Raw genomic sequence first — 17,525 nt, forward strand, 5'->3', positions numbered from 1 at the left:
GAACTCTTTCTTGTTGAAGGGGCCTGTTTCCGAGGAGGTGCCACAGCTTAAGGCAGAAGGGAAGAACCTAGTCGTTAACGGCGGTCCCGGCCTCGGTTCCACCCTGGCACAACTAGGCTTGGTCGATGAGTATCACTTCCTGGTACAGCCAATCGTTGCCGGACGTGGCCCCCGATTATTGGGGGGAGTTCGTGATCGACTGAATCTGAAGCTGAGCGGGACCAAATCCTTCGACTCCGGCGTCGTGCTGCTCCGCTATACGCCCGTTCGTTGACTGCTTGGCTGACTGCCAGACGAATACGTACGAGCTCGAGACGAAGCCGGCAAACATTTGTCGGCTGCTTCGTCTATGCTCATTGCGTTGATACAAGATTTAACGCTTTTATGTTGTATCCCGCCAAGACAAAGAGGAAAAGACAAGTTATTTAATAGAGATATAAAAATGAGGGAATAATTTTCAGTGGGCTTATCCAATAAGGATTAAACCCACTTTTTCTTACTCGATCGGAATCCGGATTAAGGTTCTGTGTACCTTGAGACCTACGTGCAATTTCCACGTAAAATGCTATAGAGGCCTCTCTGATAGAAAGGATACATATCATTCAGCTCCATAATATGAGTTTGAATTGGGACACCATACATTAAAGCAAGTAATTGAACGACAACGTCAGTGTATCTGGAGGAGTGGATGGACGGTATCTCCGAAAGATAGTAGGTAAATACCTCTTGTAAGTTCAGGGGCTTGACCTTTTGCTCGAATGCTTTTGCATTAAATAAGTAATATTCATAAGATGAAAGCTCAATAGCGGCAGGTTTCTCGGTGAGCTTACTATAATAATGGATGAGGGAAACCATGATTTTTTTGCCAGGTACAAAATCTTCGCAAATCGATTGAAAAACGTGATACAAACCTTCCTCTCCCGAATAACGTTTGCAGTGGATTTCAAAGCTTCTGTCATAAAGCCATTTTCGTACAAAATAGTCCAGCACTTGTTCCTTGTAATGGAAGTAGTTAAAAAACGTCACTTTGGTCGTATTGACGTTCGTACACAATTCATCAACGGTAATATCATTTAGATTTTTATATTCCAGAAGCCTTAGCATTTCTTCAAGTATCGAAACTTTCAAAAGTGCAGCCTTTTTTTCCCTAACCCCGAAATGTTCCACGAATAGATTCCTTCTTTCTTCGTTTTCTTATCCAGGACACACAGCTTATGATGAAAATTATGATGGTCAGAGTATAAAAAAGTGAAGTAGCCATGCTCTTCGTAATCGTAAAGGCACTTCCCGCATATACAATACCTCTGGGAACCGCCGATTGATAGGTAAGCATTACAAATATCAAGATGTTTTCCAGGTAATCACAGATCATGGCAATCAAAGGGAGGGACAATACAATTTTTGAAAAAGAGGAATGGATGGTTGGAGCTGAATTCCCGGTCAACTTATGGGAAAAGCGGATAAGCAAACCGAACAAACACAATCCGGCCAGGCAGTTTAGCAACGGAAAGAAAAAATCCAGCGGTAATTGCACATGCGTATACACGTTATACCCTTCCTCAGACAGCCGGGATAGAAATTTAACCGCATACGTAAAACTATAGCCCAACGGCTTAACATCAAATATCATTAAGCCGCCAGCTTCCTTAACAATCCTAGGGATGGAATGCGTCTGCATGACCAGGAAAATGGCTTGTGAACTAATTAAAAACATAAGCCACATCTTAATAGTTACGCCTTCAAGTTTACGGATCAAGGAAGTACCTCCTCAACATATTTTTACCCAAGTAAATTAATTAACTGGAGTTAATTAAATTTTACGCTGAGGTTAATTCCCTGTCACCATATTCTGTTCGGCAAATACCGACAAAAGAGGTTTTACTATTGAAAGGGGTCCTGATTTTAGAAAAGTGCCCTGATGGTTCAGGACACCTTCCATTCATGACAAGCATTGCTTTTCCCCGGTCAGGGAGAAGTGTCTGTATACAATATTTGAAAAAGAATAGGGATAAAAGAACTTTCAAAGATTATTCACAGGCAGTTAAGTGTATTGCAAATATAATGGGTTTAAAAGTGGTGAATGTGGTAAAAATGATGAAAAAAACTTCCGGTATTGTATCAAGGAAAAGAATATTTTTTTGGTGGTTAAGTAAGAATTTGGATATAGCGAGTGATTCCACAAAAGGCTTGATAAACAAATTTGAATTAGTTTATATTTCCGAATTGACATTACTATTTGATGTATCCGAAGAGAATTGTTCAACAACTAAGAATCAATACGCATAATTTACAAACCGATGGTCGGTATGTTAAGGTGAATGTATTCAAAATAAAACTGATTTTACTACTCCGGAGGGTTGATATTGAAACAAGATGAACGAAGACTGCAAACAACTAGGCTTCTGCTTGAAACGACTAAAGAGCTGATACGGGAAAAAGGATGCAATTCAATTACTATGAAGGACATCATGAACAGATCGGGTTTGTCAAAGGGGGCTATTTTCCACTATGTGAAGAGCAAAGACGAACTTTTTGTGTGGGTATTGCAGGAGCGCTTGGAAGAGACGAACCAACATTTTATGAACGAAGTGGAGCAAGGACGCCGATCATTTGATGAGCCATATCAAAAAATATTTGAAAGTATTTCGGCTTATGCAAATGCGGACGTGACGAACAAAGCGCTGATGTATTTACTTGGAAAGGAGGACCAGCCGGTTATTGCGGAAGCACTCAAGCAGTATTATGAACGAGCTGTATTCTTATCCAGACAGTGGATCGAGACCGGTCAAAGTCATGGTGTTATTTCAGATTTGGTCGATGCAGGCAAAACAGCAGAAATGTTCGTTCTTCTAACAATCGGTTTGCGTGTCCAATCCACGATTCCATCCGTTACTTCTGTTTTTAGGGCCCAAGAATTCTCGTCGTTTATTATCGATATTTTAAAATCCCGGTAAAGGGAGCAGAAGGGATGATAGTATGAGCTTGTGGTTAACGTTGCATCTGATTGGAGTGTTATTATTCGTTGGAAATATCATTACAGCAGCCTTTTGGAAGATAAGGGCGGATTTGACCAAAGATTCGGTTGTAATTCATAGTGCAGTCAAAAACGTCCTGCTGGCCGATTATATATTTACGATTCCGGGTCTTGCCCTCATCATCGTCTCGGGCATTTTAATGGCTACACGGGCGGGAATGCCAATGGCGGGATTTAATTGGCTTATGTTGTCGCTCATATTATTCGCTATAACCGGGATCATCTGGGCCGTTATTCTTATACCGATGCAGCTTAAAATGATACGATACAGTGCGGAATGCATCGAAAGCGGCACAATCTCCAAGGACTATCAGGATGCTTCTCGCACGTGGACCGTCTTCGGCATCGCCGCTACGCTGTTGCCGCTCGTCATATTATACCTTATGGTAACAAAAGGTTTCTAAAAGGGAGAGATTGAGGTGGTACCATTTTATGTGCTTGTCGCCGCTTTTCTTATGTTCAAGGCCATTGGCTTGATTGGAGTACCCTATTTCGAAGGCTGGCATACCTCGCTTCAAGGAGCAGTAGCCTTGATGTTGCTGCTTACCGCATCCGCTCATTGGGGGCCAAGGCGCAATGATTTAATTAGTATGGTTCCGCCGGCGTTTCCTAGACCGGATTGGATAGTTACAGCTACGGGACTATTTGAAATTGCAGGAGCTATCGGTATAATGTTTCAGCCTACCTCCAAGGTAGCGTCTTTAGGATTGGCGGTGTTGCTGCTAGTAATGTTTCCAGCAAATATACGGGCGGCCAGAGAAAAATTAACGATCGGAGGGCGGCCTGTACCTAAACTGATCCCCCGAACTATACTTCAAATTGTTTTTCTTACAGCCGTCCTTTTGGCAGGTTGAACTTACGGTTTCATTCGGAAACCCGTTAAAAAAAGACTATTTGGTTTGTTTTTTCAAAATACTGAAGTAACTAAGGAGGGAATTACATGCTTATATTATTTTTGGCTGGTTTCATTTTTATAGTTTCGTTAGTTGCAATTGTTTGGAAACTCACTACAAAAAGCCAAACTCCTAAAAAATATCCGGTGGATATCACACCAGATTTCCCTTATGAGAATGTAAGTTTTAAAAGTGGTAAGGATCAAGTAACGGGGTGGTTTATCCCAGCAAAATCGAGTGAACAAAAAAGCCCTCTAATTATTTTGGTTCATGGGTGGGGGTCTAACCGGGCAAAAATGAAGCGATATGTAAAGCCTCTTTACGAACAGGGATACGCCTTATTGCTATTTGATGTAAGAAGTCATGGAGAAAGCGATAATGTTAAGGCCCCTACAGTGAAAATTTTCCGGGATGACGTCATCGCTGCGGTCCATTATGCTAAATCAAGAAATGAAATTGATCCTAATCTGATTGGCATTTTAGCTCATTCGTTTGGTGGTTTTGGTAGTGTATTAGCAATAAAAGATGACATTGGAATAAAAGCAGTGGTGGCTGATTCTATTCCTGTCCAATTCAGTACGATCATGAAGGCAGCATTAAAGAGCTATAAGCTGCCCTATTACCCATTAGGACCAATAATAGCTAAAATAATGTTTTTTAGAGCGGGAATAACAAGAAAGGAGATAAAGGAGTTTGATGTACCTCAAGCTCTCAAAAGTACAAAATCAGCTGTTCTTCTGATTCACTCGAGTAAGGATGACTATATTCCTTCTTCTGAATTAGATTATATTGTGAGACATGTAGATGTTCCGCATATTTATGTGGAAAGTCAAGGTCATCGAAACTCAGAAACAGATCCACAATATTGGAAGCAGTTACTACCATTCTTTAAGGAGAACTTAATGGTTTAACAAGATTGAAAAGAATCCTATATAACGAATTAATATGTACTACAAATCGTCGAAGAATACATTACTTATTCTAACAATATACGTATTCAAACGAAACTAAACAGTCAATGGCCGAATGGTGTTATATGCCATACATAAGGCTTTTTGTGGAGTCATAGGATCGGTCAATCAATTATTTTGCAATATGTTGCGGAAGCCGATTTTCGTGTTATTATTAATCTATGAATATTCCAATTTTATCCACTAAACTGTATTTCCCTATGCCACGGACTAATGTTATCCTCAGACCGCGCCTAATCGAGCGATTGAATGAGGGTCTGGACCGCAAGCTGACCCTCATCTCTGCCTCAGCTGGCTTTGGCAAGACTACGCTGGTCAGTCAATGGATCACCGGTTGTGAGCGAACTGTTGCATGGCTGTCGCTTGACGAAGGGGATGAAGACTCTACGCGCTTCTTAACTCACATTGTCGCTGCATTGCAGACGATTGCGGAGAATATTGGAAAGGGCGTAGTTAGTTCCCTCAACTCGACGCAGCAACCGTCAACGGAATCGATTCTGACGGCACTGCTTAATGAAATCACAACCATCCCGTACAAATTTGTGCTTGTTCTTGACGACTATCATGTTATTGATTCCAAACGAATAGATGATTGCCTAAACTTCCTACTTGAGCATCTCCCGCCACAGATGCACCTGGTCATCACTACCCGTGAAGATCCGCAGTTTCACCTAGGCCGGTTACGTGCCCGGGGTCACTTGACCGAGTTGCGTGCAACCGATTTACGCTTTACTCCCAATGAAGCGGCCACGTTCCTCAATCAGTTGATGGACCTAAAACTTTCAACCGAAGAAATTACTGCGCTGGAAACCCGTACAGAAGGCTGGATTACTGGTCTTCAGTTGGCAGCACTCTCGATGCAGGGGCGCAAGGACATACCAGCATTCATACGGGCATTCGCTGGAGACAATCGGTATATATTGGACTATCTAGTCGAAGAGGTTCTACAACGGCAGCCTAATCATGTTCGGAGTTTTTTACTACAGACCTCCATTCTCAACCGGTTAAATGGTCCTTTGTGCGATGCCGTTACTGGGCAAAAAGAAGGTAACACAATGTTGGAGACTCTGCTAAGAGGTAATTTTTTTGTCGTTCCTCTGGATGACAGTCGTCACTGGTATCGCTATCATCATCTCTTTGCCGAAGTTCTCATTGCACATTTGAGAGAGGAGCAGCCTGGTATAGTAGCTACGCTGCATCGGCGCGCAAGTTCGTGGTATGAGCAACATGGCTCGGTAGCCGATGCAATCCGCCACGCACTGGCCGCTGAGGATTTCGCTCGGGCGGCGGACCTAGTTGAGCTAGCATGGCCAGAAATGCGCAGGAGTAAACAGATTGGAACGTTGCGAAGCTGGATGAAGGCATTACCCGAAGATCTGTTCCGCTTCAGGCCTGTACTCAGTGTTGCATATGCGTGGGCGTTACTGGCTTGCGGTGAGTTAGAGGCCGTTGAGGGCCGACTGCAATCTGCAGAACTCTGGTTGGAAACGACAACGGACATCCTTGAGGGAAGGGAAGCCCCATTGGCAGAGGTGGTCTTTATGGACGAAGAGGAATTTCGTGGTCTGCCAGGTACAATTGCCGTGCTGCGTGCAGGACTTGCTCAGGTGTTGGGTGATGTAACCGGCGCTATAAAATACGCCCAACAGGTGCTCGACCTAGTACCGGAGGATGACCAACTTCGCCGTGGTGCGGCAACTGCGATCCTGGGACTCACCTCTTGGACGAACGGGGATCTCGAAACAGCGTACCGGATGTTTGCTGGTGGGATGGTAAGAGTACAGCAGAGCGGGAACATCTCTGACGTTATCGGGGGCACAATCGCTCTGGCTGATATACGGGTTGCACAAGGTCGGCTCCTTCAGGCGATGAGTATCTATGAGCGGGGCTTGCAACTCGCTATGAAACAGGGTAATCCCGTACTTCGGGGAATGGCAGACATGTACGTGGGAATGAGTGAGCTCTACTATGAGCATAACGATTTACATGAAGCTACGCAGTATCTACTTAAAAGTAAGGAGCAGGGCGAGCAGACTGGATTCCAGCAAAACGGGTTTCGCTGGTGCGTCGCAATGGCACGAATACGGGAAGCTCAAGGAGATCTGGACGATGCGCTCGATCTGCTTCATAAGGCAGAGAACCTGTATATGAGTGATTTTTTCCCAAATGTGCGTCCTGTAGCAGCGTTGAAAGCACGGGTGTGGGTGGCGCAGGGTAGATTGGATAAAGCCCTCGACTGGGCGCGGGAACAGGGCCTGACCGTAGAGGATGAGCTTTACTACCTGCGTGAATTCGAGCACATTACTTTGGCTAGAATGCTCCTGGCCAGATATAAGAGCGACAGGCAAGACCCTTCCATATTTGAGGCCTTAGGATTCCTGGAACGCCTCCTCCATGCAGCGGAAGAGGGAGGGAGGATGGGGAGCGCCATTGAAATCCTTATTTTGCAGGCACTTACGCTGCATTATCAAGGCAATCTTCCTGCAGCGCTTTTACCACTTGAACGGGTACTAACTCTTGCCGAGCCAGAGGGCTACGTCCGCATCTTTTTGGATGAAGGTAAACCGATGGCCGCATTGCTGGAAGCTGCGGCGAAACATGGGATCGCTCTGAACTATGTCCGTAGCCTCCTAACAACGCTTGGCGTGGATGAGAGTAAAACGCATGCCGAACAGGTTATGAATGAACCGCTGAGTGAACGTGAACGTGAAGTACTTAGGCTGCTCAGAACCGACCTGAGTGGTCCAGACATTGCCCGTGAACTCATAGTGTCTCTCAATACTTTACGAACCCACACTAAGAACATATATAGCAAGCTTGAGGTGAACAACCGGCGGGCAGCAGTCCGCCGCGCTGAGGAACTCAATTTATTCTAGTAAGCTCAATTATCGCCCCTGGCCCTATCACGAACCACGTGATAGGGCTTTTTTCTTTTCTAACAGCCTCCTGGTGAAAAATCACCACATAAATCACCACATGTAGTGATGCTTTCTCACCACATCAACATGTATCTTTTGGTTAAGAAAGTAATGGGATACATCCACAGAAATGAAATGAAGGAGGATTGAAATGAGTGAAACACGCGAATTATTGCAATATCGAGAGCCTGGAATGTACGAAATTCGCCTCAAGGGACACCTCGATTCCCGGTGGTCTCACAAGTTTGAAAGCATGAGCTTTACCCACAAAACCGATGGAACAACCGTTCTCTCTGGACCGTTGGCCGATCAATCCGAATTACATGGCTTGTTGAGGAAATTGCGTGATCTTGGCCTGTCATTAATTTCAATCAATCAAATGGATTCCAATCAGGCGATCGGGTCAGATGGCAATGCAGGCAAAACAAATTGATAAAAAAAGGAGAGAAACTGATGAAAACAGATCCCAGGACATCAATCATTGAAGGGAACAAGCACAATTACACCAACCAGGGCTTCGAGGCCAGGTTGGAGAACAAAATGAAGGTAACATCGGCGAATCTTATCCGCTGGTCAGGCTTAGCAGCTATGGTGGCAGGTATCCTTTATATTGGCATTCAGCTGATCCATCCACCTGACAATCTTTCGTCAGTGATTACGGGGGCTGGGGCAATGGCATCCTACTTGACCATCGCCATGGCCCTATTGGCTCTTATCGGTACGCTGGGAATCTACGCAAGACAAGTGAGCGAAGCAGGTTGGATTGGTTTAATTGGCTTATTCCTTTTTAGTCTTTTTTGGATAGCCACGACAGTCTTTACATTCGCTGAAGCCTTTATCTTACCATTGGTGGCAGCAGACGCACCAAAGTTTGTGGAGGGCTTCTTGGGGATTTTCAGTGGGTACGAAAGCGAGGTTAACCTTGGATTCCTCCCAGCATTTGGGCGGTTAGGAGCTTTACTGTATATTCTTGGCGGCCTACTGTTTAGTATTGCTACGCTCCGCGCCGGCATCCTGCCTCGATGGGCGGCTGGCGTGCTTGCCTTCGGGGCCTTAGCGCCATTGACAGCATCGTTACTCGGACACCCGCTTGATCGGATATTGGCGGTACCGATGGGACTGGCTCTAATTTTTCTAGGATATGCGCTCTTGTTTGAAAAGCGAAAGAAAATCTAGGCTTCCATCCAGTCACGCCAAACAGAAGTTAAATTAAGTTCGTTGGAAAGTGGAAGAATTGAACAAGTGGCTATACCGCCGCTCATTGCTTCTAGATAGCACTCTATCAATAAACAATGTAACCCGTTCTCTTAAACAAAGCACCACGCAAATTCTTTCAAGGAGTTGAATTTAATAGTGAGTGTCTACGATAAAGATCAAGCCCCCAATGTGCCTGAGCGCAAAGAGCTAGGGAAACCTACATCTCAGAAAATAAAAGCACCTGCAAAAGAAGTTTCGGCAAAGTGGCTCGTCGCTGCACTCCTCTTTCTGAGTGCACCTCCGCTCGCTGCTGGAGTATTCCGCCTATCAGTGCTGGCTAGTGGAGCTGAAATAACGCTGACCAACGAACGGTTCTTTGCGGTGACTTTACCGGTAGTGCTGCATATCTTGTGCTCCATCGTGTATGCGATATTGGGTGCATTCCAATTCGCAACTGGTTTCAGGCGACGTAGGCCTGGTTGGCATCGCGCTACTGGTTTGCTCTTGGTTTTATGCGGACTAATGGTTGGGATTTCAGGACTGTGGATGACCCTGTTCTATCCCCGTGTGGACGGTACTGGTGAGCTGCTGCTTTATATTTTCCGGCTCATGTTTGGGTCGGCCATGGTCGTGTCTATCCTTCTCGGCTTTGCCGCAATCCGGCGAGGGCAGGTGGTTCAGCACGGCGCATGGATGATACGTGGCTATGCGATCGGGCTTGGTGCGGGTACACAGGTGTTGACACTATTGGCTGGGGAAATAATTGCTGGCCCGCCAAGTGAGCTCAGCGAAGCCCTACTGATGGGTGCAGGATGGGTAATTAACCTCATCGTTGCCGAATGGGCAATCCGCAAGAGGTCAGCCCACGAGCTCGCACGACATCAACCGATTCTTCCTATCAGTAAAAAAACTGAAGGAAGCTACTAAAGAGTGAGTTGTTTTCAATTTATTCAATTCATTCGCATGAAACTAATGGAAAATCACGAATTGGAGGAACAATAATGAAGGCGATTGTGTACACAAAGTATGGTCCCCCCGAGGTTCTTCAACTAAAAGAAGTTGAAAAACCTGTTCCTAAAGAAAATGAAATACTGGTTAAGGTAAAGGCGACAACAGTTTCAGTAGCAGATATTCGAACACGTGCTTTTGTAGTTCCACCAGGATTTTGGCTACCTGCTCGAATCGCATTAGGTTTTAGAAAACCGAAAAAAGAAATTTTGGGGATGGAATTAGCAGGTGTAGTCGAATCAGTAGGAAAAGCTGTCAAACTGTTTAAAAAAGGTGATCTTGTTTTTGCAGCATCCCTAGTGGGTTTTGGTGCTTATGCCGAGTATAAGTGTCTACCTGAAGAAGGGCCAGTAACTCTTATACCTTCTAATATATCTTATGAGGAAGCCGCTGCTATCCCAATTGGGGCACGTGCAGCATTATTTCATCTTAGAAAAGCGAACATTGAGAGTGGTCAAAAAGTTCTTATCTATGGTGCTTCAGGAAGTGTAGGAAGTTATGCTGTACAGATTGCCAAACATCTCGGAGCAAAAGTTACAGGGGTTTGCAGTACCACGAATACGGCATTGGTAAAATCTATTGGAGCCGACAAAGTAATTGATTACACGAAGGAAGACTTTTCAAATAAAGGTGAGAGTTACGATGTTATCTTTGACACAGTAGGTAAGAGTTCGTTTTCAGCTTGTATGAGATCGCTAAAAAAGGATGGAACCTATATAAATATTGCTGTAGTATTACCAAATGTTCGAATGCTTTGGACTAAATTGACAAGCAGCAAGAAATTCATTTTTGGTCAAAATTCACCTGAAACTCCAGAAGCACTGGAATACCTAAAAGAACTTGTAGAAACTGGTCAGTTAAAAGTGGTCATTGATAGATACTTTCAGTTTGAGGAGATAGTTGAAGCTCATAGATATGTTGAGAAGGGACATAAGAGGGGAAATGTAGTCATAAAATTTGGGACAAAACAACAATCTTAATACACATAACAAATAATTTGCAAAAAGTATTCTATGATAATGCATCCTGTTTGTTGGGTGGTCATTAATGGAAAAATATATTTTCACATATTCCCTTGAAGAAGGGAGTAAAAATAGCATTTTTTCTAAATTAAGATGGCTGAAATTTGTGAATAACTTTGTCTGGCTGGTTCATTGGTAGGAGAAATCTAGATAGTAGATTTAGGGGGATTATTAGCATGCGTAGACTTGTGAGAAAAAAGATTGTTTCAATTGTTTTGAGTTTGATAGTATTGGTTTCTATTTTTTTTTCATGGCCCGTAACTTCATGGGCTGCGAAGGCACCAATCTCTAAATCGGAAAATACGACCCCTTCAGGAATTCCGATCTCTGGCCTGGAAGGTTTTGTTGACAATTATATGAAAGACTATATTGGAAAAACAACAATAGGGGCCGCAATTGTCATTTTAAAAGATAATCAAATTGTTTTGTCTAAGGGTTATGGGGATGCTGATATTGAAAAAAATATCCCTGTTGATCCCCAGAAAACTGTGTTTGAATGGGGGTCAATCAGTAAACTGTTTGTCTGGACATCTGTTATGCAGCTGGTGGAGCAAGGGAAAATCGATTTAAATGAAGATATTCGCAACTATTTGCCAGAGGGATTTTTGACAAAGCTGAAATATGATTCTCCTATTACAATGTTAGACTTGATGCATCATACTGCTGGATTCGAGGATTATATCTTTGAGTTAGGCTATTCATCACCGGATAAGGTCAAGCCCTTAGAAGAAGGATTAAAGCTGGCCGAACCGGTACAGGTGTATAAACCTGGTGATGTTGTAGCGTATTCTAACTTTGGTGCCTCTCTTGCAGCATATATAGTTGAGCGTCTCACCGGACAGGACTTCTATCAATATGCTTCGGAACATATTTTTTCAAAAATAGGTAGCCGAAATGCCTCAATACATCCGAAGCTTAGTGACAATATGAAGCTCTTAGAGAACAAGGCTACAGGGTACAAACCGAGGGGGCCATCACAATTTAATGAATCCAATCCGTTATATATCTCAATGTATCCCAGTGGTGCAATAAATGGCACTGCGGAAGATTTAGCTAAATTTGCCTCAGCGTTAATGCTGAAGGAAGGGGATTCATCCCCACTTTTTCAAAAAAAAGAGACTTTGGATGAATTCTTAACACAAAGCTACAGTGCTAATAAAAACATTCCCGGTAATGCCCACGGATTTTGGGAATACGCGGGCCAAAAGAGGGGCCTTACACACAGAGGGAATACAGAGGCTTTCTCTAGCAACTTCCATATTGTTCCAGAAGAAAACTTTGCTGTGATTATACTGACAAATCAAACAGGAGAAGTGGATATTCGCTACGGCTTAACGAATGAATTGGTTGGGGAGGAGCCTGTCTCAGTTGCGGTTTCAAATGAAAACATGCCAGATGCCTCAGAACTTGAAGGAACGTATACGCCTGCCCAAAGAACGTATCATGGTTTTCTAAACTTCTATTATGAATTGCTTTCATTAAAAATTACCGCTGTTAGTGATCATGAAATCCAACTGGACGCGTTAGGATCAAGCGCCAATTATATTCAAACAAGTCCTTATGTATATAAAAAAATAAAAGGTCATACGTTATTTTCTACTATTGGGCCCATATACTTTCATGTGAAAAATGGGAAAGTAACGCAAATTTCCGCCTCTACTTCAGATTATTTGCCGGTATCTACAGGGAAATCAACGCCATTTCTGATTATTCATTTAATTTTAGCGATTCTTTGTGTGGTGTATTTAATCATTTCGCCTTTTGTTTTGCTTTTCCAGGAAATCCAGCGGAGAAAAAAGAAACATCCTGCATCACCTCTGCAAAGGTGGAATAGCATTTTAATTTTAACAGGGACAGCAATCGTCATAAACAATTTCGTATTGGTAGCTAGAATGCTTATGGTTAGTTTACGGGGTTATTCGGAAATTGTAGGACATATTATGATAAATTATGGATTAACTGCTCTAGGTGTCGTATCGATTGTCTTTATGCTGGTAAAAGGACAAAAAACGGAGTTAACTAAATCACAAAAATTCTACTATATATTATCAGTGGCCATGTTCCTTATTCTCATCTTCCTGTTGATTGTTTGGCAGTTTTATAGATAGACTTGTTTAATTTGATTGTGAAGGACCTTTACAGTATGCGTGTACGGAGTTATTCATACGGATAATATAAGTGCTTGCAAAGTCGAACCGGAGGATAGTTTTTGATGATTGATAAAATATTTAGTGATTTTCCGAGCTTAGAAACCGCAAGGCTAAAACTTAGAAAGATAACTTTAGATGATGTAGAAGATATGTATTCATACTGTTCTGATGAGGAAGTACCAAAGTATGCTTCTTGGAATGCTCACAGTTCTTTAGCAGAAACAAAGGAGAAAATTGAACGGGTAATAAATCAATGGGAAAATAAGAATTTGGTTCATTGGGGTATCGAATATAAAGAAAACAGAAAATTGATTGGTACCATTGAATTTGTCACATGGGATGCACAACATAAAGTTGCAGAAATCGGATATGCTCTATCTCAGGATTATTGGGGAAAGGGAATCGCCACAGAAGCCGCAAGTGAAGTAATAAAGTTCGGCTTTAACAATATGAACTTAGTTCGTATTCAAGCAAGATGTTACTTAGAAAATATCGGTTCGGCACGCGTAATGGAAAAGGCAAAGATGTCCTTTGAAGGAGTCATTAGAAAAGGGCTGTACGTCAAAGGAAAACATCAAGATTTAAAAATGTATTCAATAATAAGCGAAGAGTTTTTCCTCCTGAATAAAAGATAGTTATATCGAATCAATGATTTGTAAGAGCCGTAGTAAAGAGGGGGATATCCTGACTTACTCCACGGGGTGAGCCCCGTGGGTTCCCACATAAGAAAAATTAATAATTGCTTTTTATACTATAGGGGGGTATAGTAATTTTAAGGAGGGTTAATAAATGCTCAAATATAATGTAGGTATCCTGTTATTTGATTATGTAGATGCTTTAGATTTTACTGGTCCTTATGAAGTTTTTAACTTAACTACTTATAATGATAATGATGTAAAAAAACTCTTCTCTAACAATTTAGAGGATAAACCTTTTATGGTAAGTACAGTTTCTCATGATGGAAAGCAAATAACGGTACATAACGGGTTAAAAGTAAAGCCTGATTATAGTTTTTCTGATGCACCAACATTTGACATCATTATTGTTCCTGGTGGTCCATTAAAAGCATTAAAGTTAGTAGAGAGTAATAAAGAAATAATAACTTGGATTGAAAATTATAAAGACAAAATAGTAGCATCTGTGTGTACTGGAGCATTTTTCTTAGCCCAAGCTGGAATTCTTAACGGAAAAAAAGCGACTACAAATCGGGTAGCTTTAAATTTGTTAGAAAGAAGTTTCCCAGAAGTAGAAGTTATTAAAGGAGTTAAGTATGTAGACGAAGGAAATGTTATTACTTCAGCAGGTATATCCGCAGGAATTCAAATGGCGTTACATGTGGTTAGCAAATTATTTGGCGAAGAGACGGCAAAACGAACTGCTCATACAATTGAATTAGATTAAGTTGAAAATATAAGGGGTTCAATAAGAGATTGATGGGAAAAAGAGTGATTCGTATAATTCATATTAACGCTTTAATATACTTGGTGATAAAAACGTCTAAACCCTTGGTACATATGGGTTTGGACGTTTTTTTATTATATGATAATTAAGGTTAAGAAGGATTAACGCTTTTTGTGTGGTATTTAACAAGATAAGAAAAATATGGATTATCGAATAAACGGAAATAAAGCGTTCTTCTGCTGTAAAAAAAGGACTCAAAAAGATAGGGGGAGTTTAATGTTAAATCGTGTCATTCAACAGTTTGGGCTGCAAATACAATCAATTAACGAGGTTGAGGATTCCCATAGTTCTAATGTCTATAAATGCACTTTGTCTAATGGTGAAAATGTTTTTGTGAAAATTCCATATACCAAGTTGAAATTTCAGCGGGAGTTAGAGGCTTATGAAATATTAAAGGGAAGGGTCTCCATTCCTGAATTGTTGGAGTATTGGCCTGGTGATGAGGAGTGTCCGGGTGCTTTTTTATTAACTGAATTAAAAGGAAAACCGTTGACCCCTGAGACTTCGCACACAGTAGCTTATCAAGTTGGGGTCCTTCAAGCTGGGATGCATTCGATTCAGCCGCCTGCCGGGCAAGAATTAACCGGCATAAAAAATGAATTTGCGAACTGGTCTAATTTTGTTGAACGCCAATTTTATAGTTTTGCTGAAGATGTAAAGTTGGTATTAGATCCGCGACTATACGAACTAGCCATTAAAAAATTCGAGAAAATGAAAAACCAGCTCCCCTCTCCAGATGGACCGAGTTTTGTACATATGGATTTCCGTCCTGCAAATATCATTGTTGATGGCGATAAAGTTTCCGGAATCATAGATTTTGAGAGTGTGCGGTTTGGTTCAACAGAAATTGATTTCACCAAACTGTATCGTGATTATTTAAGTTTCGATACTGCATTGTATAATTCCTATCGAGAAGGTTATAACAGTATCAGACCATTAATTGATCTGGAAACTGTGTTGCCTTTTTATCAGTTTACAGATTCCTTCAATAGTATCGGGTGGTGCAAACGCCGGGGAATTGAGAAGAATGCTTTGTTTTTTGAGAAAAATGTAGCGATTTTAAAGGATTTTTTACTATAAAATCTAGGGTAATTATGCACACTACTCATATTAAAGTAAGATACATACACTCACCGATTTACGGCCTTTTTTATTGAAATTACATTGAGCAGATAGGCATGAAAAACAAAAGTTAGAAAAGAGACATATTTCTTCACAAAATTACCTCCCCTAAAGGATTATAATTTGTTTAAAATTTCCTTTTGAAAAGGGGCGGAAAAATGAATGAAATCGAGGCTTGGTACGATACTGCTTACGACGAGTGGCAAAGGTTAGAGCGTCATAAAATTGAATTTGATATTACCAAACGGTTCCTTGATGATTTTATTAAAGGGGATAATTTAAGCGTTTTTGATATTGGCGGCGGTCCAGGAAGATATGCAATGTATTTGGCGGAAAAGGGTCATAAAGTAACTCTTTTGGATTTATCAAGTAAAAATATTGAAGTTGCAAAAAGGAAATCCTTTGAAAAAGGCATATTTTTAGAAGGGTATATACATGGGAATGCATTAGAATTGGATGAATATCAGGATTCATTCGATCTCATTCTTCTGATGGGACCACTTTATCATTTGACAAAGGAAGCCGACAGGAGAAAGGCTGTAGAAGGGGCTTTGAGACTATTAAAGCCAAACGGGATAATAATTGCCTCATTTATATCGAGTTATGCTCCTATTCAAGATTCACTTTCACACTTATATCCAATTGAATCCGTTCAAGGGTTGCTTGGTTACTTACACTCCGGAGAAAATAAGGATGGAGAAGGCTTTACAACTGCATATTTCATCAATCCTGGGGAAGCTAAAGAATTTATGAAAAGCCATGGTTTGAAGGAGTTAATATTTGCAGGGATTGAGAATATTTTAGGATGTAAGGAAAAAGAAATGAATTTATTGGATGAAAGTGAGTACAGGAAGTGGTTAGAAATTGGTTATCATCTAAGCAGGGATGAAAATCTAATTGGTACAAGCCTGCATCTTTTGTATATTGGACGAAAAGAAATAGTGTAGTGCTAAAACCTATGGGTGAATTACTCCTAGCAGGATGACCGCCCTTTTTATTTCCTTCCTTAGTAAACCAGGTTTAGTTAATTAAGATAGTAACCCCAAAAAAGAGACCCCTTGATTTCTAAAAAATCAAAGGGTCTTATTTAATAGGATTCTAATTATGAGCCTTCTCCAAAGCTAGTTTTGTACCAAAGCCGATCAATATGGTGCCTGTGATTCCTTCAATAATAGTTTGCGTTTTAGGTTTTTTCATAAAAGCACTGATATGATTAATTAAGGAGACGTAAAGCAAAAACCATACGGCGGTCAGGACAGTATATGTGATGCCCATGATTAAAAACGGGACAAAGGTATTGCTGCCAGCATGAACGAATTGAGGCAAAAGGGTCAGAAACATGACAGCCACTTTTGGATTGAGGATATCAGTAAGGAACCCTTGTTTGAAACAAGATGAGTTTTGAAAGCGGCTGTTTGTGTCCATCTCAACACTAGCTGCTTCATCCTTTTTCCTTAAAGACCATAAGGCTTTAACACCCAGATAAATTAGATAAACCGCACCAACGTATTTAAAGGCAGAAAACAACAAGGCCGATTTCACAATGATTGCTGAAATTCCTAATATAGCAGCGGAAGTATGGATAAGAAGGGCAACACAAGTACCGAAAGCTGTTTTAAGGCCACCGATTTTTCCGGCTGAAATGGTGTTTTTGGTAACAATGGCAATATCGGGACCGGGCAAAACAATCAAAAACACACACAGCATCAAAAACATAAAAAAATTATCCATGAAATCAACCCCGATCCA

Annotated in this window: 19 protein-coding genes; 16 read left to right on the forward strand and 3 right to left on the reverse strand. The window is 41.5% G+C overall.

From position 1 onward, the window contains the following. On the forward strand, positions 1-274 hold a 274-nt coding region (locus tag AR337_RS23855; protein WP_253701911.1), incomplete at its 5' end, for a dihydrofolate reductase family protein. 266 nt (positions 275-540) lie between these two features. Here AR337_RS23855 and AR337_RS17770 read toward each other — a convergent pair. Beyond that, positions 541-1,167 carry a TetR/AcrR family transcriptional regulator gene (locus AR337_RS17770; protein WP_059173383.1) on the reverse strand — a complete coding sequence of 209 codons (627 nt, stop codon included), beginning with the start codon at positions 1,165-1,167 and terminating at the stop codon, positions 541-543. Continuing rightward, the gene (locus tag AR337_RS17775) at positions 1,148-1,756 is read right to left on the reverse strand and encodes a hypothetical protein (RefSeq protein WP_059173384.1); all 609 of its coding nucleotides are present in this window, start codon (positions 1,754-1,756) and stop codon (positions 1,148-1,150) included. Before AR337_RS17775 ends, AR337_RS17770 begins: the two co-directional genes overlap by 20 nt. A 128-nt stretch (positions 1,757-1,884) precedes the next feature. Here AR337_RS17775 and AR337_RS17780 point away from each other — a divergent pair, with 128 nt between their 5' ends. From AR337_RS17780 to AR337_RS17850, 15 genes are all read left to right on the forward strand, one after another. Beyond that, on the forward strand, positions 1,885-2,286 hold the full coding sequence (locus tag AR337_RS17780; protein ID WP_059173385.1) for a hypothetical protein: 402 nt from the start codon (positions 1,885-1,887) through the stop codon (positions 2,284-2,286). A 77-nt stretch (positions 2,287-2,363) separates the two neighbouring features. Beyond that, positions 2,364-2,954 carry a TetR/AcrR family transcriptional regulator gene (locus tag AR337_RS17785; RefSeq protein ID WP_059173386.1) on the forward strand — a complete coding sequence of 197 codons (591 nt, stop codon included), beginning with the start codon at positions 2,364-2,366 and terminating at the stop codon, positions 2,952-2,954. A 22-nt stretch (positions 2,955-2,976) separates the two neighbouring features. Beyond that, positions 2,977-3,438 (forward strand): DUF2269 family protein, encoded by a 462-nt coding sequence (locus AR337_RS17790; RefSeq protein WP_059173387.1) that lies wholly within the window; start codon positions 2,977-2,979, stop codon positions 3,436-3,438. 15 nt (positions 3,439-3,453) lie between these two features. Next, positions 3,454-3,888, forward strand: a complete 435-nt coding sequence (locus tag AR337_RS17795; protein ID WP_059173388.1) for a DoxX family protein — start codon at positions 3,454-3,456, stop codon at positions 3,886-3,888. A gap of 86 nt (positions 3,889-3,974) precedes the next feature. After that, complete coding sequence (locus AR337_RS17800; protein ID WP_059173389.1) at positions 3,975-4,838, forward strand: alpha/beta hydrolase; 864 nt, start codon at positions 3,975-3,977, stop codon at positions 4,836-4,838. 221 nt (positions 4,839-5,059) lie between these two features. Beyond that, positions 5,060-7,774, forward strand: a complete 2,715-nt coding sequence (locus AR337_RS17805; protein ID WP_059173390.1) for a LuxR C-terminal-related transcriptional regulator — start codon at positions 5,060-5,062, stop codon at positions 7,772-7,774. 193 nt (positions 7,775-7,967) lie between these two features. After that, positions 7,968-8,249: a hypothetical protein gene (locus AR337_RS17810; protein ID WP_216637393.1), complete on the forward strand. Its 282-nt coding sequence runs from the start codon at positions 7,968-7,970 to the stop codon at positions 8,247-8,249. Positions 8,250-8,269: 20 nt separating this feature from the next. After that, positions 8,270-8,992 carry a hypothetical protein gene (locus AR337_RS17815; protein WP_253701914.1) on the forward strand — a complete coding sequence of 241 codons (723 nt, stop codon included), beginning with the start codon at positions 8,270-8,272 and terminating at the stop codon, positions 8,990-8,992. Positions 8,993-9,409: 417 nt separating this feature from the next. Then, on the forward strand, positions 9,410-9,940 hold the full coding sequence (locus tag AR337_RS17820) for a DUF2306 domain-containing protein (protein WP_216637394.1): 531 nt from the start codon (positions 9,410-9,412) through the stop codon (positions 9,938-9,940). Between the two features lie 74 nt (positions 9,941-10,014). Then, positions 10,015-11,001, forward strand: coding sequence for an NAD(P)-dependent alcohol dehydrogenase (locus tag AR337_RS17825; protein WP_059173391.1), 987 nt, complete (start codon positions 10,015-10,017; stop codon positions 10,999-11,001). Positions 11,002-11,219: 218 nt separating this feature from the next. Further along, positions 11,220-13,151 carry a serine hydrolase gene (locus AR337_RS17830; RefSeq protein ID WP_059173392.1) on the forward strand — a complete coding sequence of 644 codons (1,932 nt, stop codon included), beginning with the start codon at positions 11,220-11,222 and terminating at the stop codon, positions 13,149-13,151. Positions 13,152-13,255: 104 nt separating this feature from the next. Further along, positions 13,256-13,828, forward strand: a complete 573-nt coding sequence (locus AR337_RS17835) for a GNAT family N-acetyltransferase (RefSeq protein ID WP_059173393.1) — start codon at positions 13,256-13,258, stop codon at positions 13,826-13,828. Positions 13,829-13,982: 154 nt separating this feature from the next. After that, positions 13,983-14,594, forward strand: coding sequence for a DJ-1/PfpI family protein (locus tag AR337_RS17840; protein ID WP_059173394.1), 612 nt, complete (start codon positions 13,983-13,985; stop codon positions 14,592-14,594). A 276-nt stretch (positions 14,595-14,870) separates the two neighbouring features. Continuing rightward, positions 14,871-15,734, forward strand: a complete 864-nt coding sequence (locus AR337_RS17845; RefSeq protein ID WP_059173395.1) for a phosphotransferase family protein — start codon at positions 14,871-14,873, stop codon at positions 15,732-15,734. 200 nt (positions 15,735-15,934) lie between these two features. Then, complete coding sequence (locus tag AR337_RS17850; RefSeq protein WP_059173396.1) at positions 15,935-16,723, forward strand: bifunctional 2-polyprenyl-6-hydroxyphenol methylase/3-demethylubiquinol 3-O-methyltransferase UbiG; 789 nt, start codon at positions 15,935-15,937, stop codon at positions 16,721-16,723. 151 nt (positions 16,724-16,874) lie between these two features. Here the strand turns inward: AR337_RS17850 and AR337_RS17855 are convergent, their stop codons facing one another. After that, positions 16,875-17,507 carry a LysE family translocator gene (locus tag AR337_RS17855; RefSeq protein WP_059173397.1) on the reverse strand — a complete coding sequence of 211 codons (633 nt, stop codon included), beginning with the start codon at positions 17,505-17,507 and terminating at the stop codon, positions 16,875-16,877. Between the last annotated feature and the right edge of the window lie 18 nt (positions 17,508-17,525).

Source organism: Bacillus sp. FJAT-27445 (assembly GCF_001510665.1).
Lineage (GTDB): Bacteria > Bacillota > Bacilli > Bacillales > Cytobacillaceae > Bacillus_D.